1 pseudogene is annotated in these 570 nt (G+C 70.7%); it reads left to right on the forward strand.

Annotated elements, in window-relative coordinates:
* Positions 1 to 97: 97 nt before the first annotated feature.
* Positions 98 to 570, forward strand: a pseudogene (locus tag JLI01S_RS16525) (HNH endonuclease); the annotation flags it as partial.

Raw genomic sequence — 570 nt, forward strand, 5'->3', positions numbered from 1 at the left:
TCGTGAGACGTCGTGCTTGTCGCACGAGGACCGCGTGGAGGCTGACCGCAGGTTGGCGGGGTGCTTGACGACGGTGAGTGACAAGGAGCTGGCGGCGGTGGCGCATCGGGCCACGGTCGATCTGGATGCGGAGGCGTTGGTGCGTCGTCGTCGCAGGGCAGCGGCTTCACGCAATGTCAGTGTCCGGCCGGCGCCGGATGGGATGGCGTGGTTGAGCATCCTGGGTCCGCTGACGGATGTGGTCGGGGCGTTTGCGGCGTTGAAGAAGGCCGAGCAGTCCCGCCATGTCGCGACGGGCGACCCGGTGACCGACGCGGCTCGGGTCGCGGATGAGCGGGGTCGGGGCGCGTGGATGGCGGACACGGCGTTGGAGCTGTTGTCCGGGCGGGCTGAGGGGCAGCCCCAGCCGGTCGAGGTCACCTTGGTGATGCGCGAGGAAGCGGTCGTGCCCACGGACGAGGAGCCCGGTGAGGGCGATGAGGTCGAGGTGCCGGGGTGGGGTGCGATGCCCGGCGCGATGGCTCGCGAGCACCTGCTGCGCCTGTGTGATGCCGGGACGGCGACGTGGCT

It is taken from the genome of Janibacter limosus NBRC 16128, assembly GCF_001570985.1.
Taxonomy (GTDB): Bacteria; Actinomycetota; Actinomycetes; order Actinomycetales; family Dermatophilaceae; genus Janibacter; species Janibacter limosus.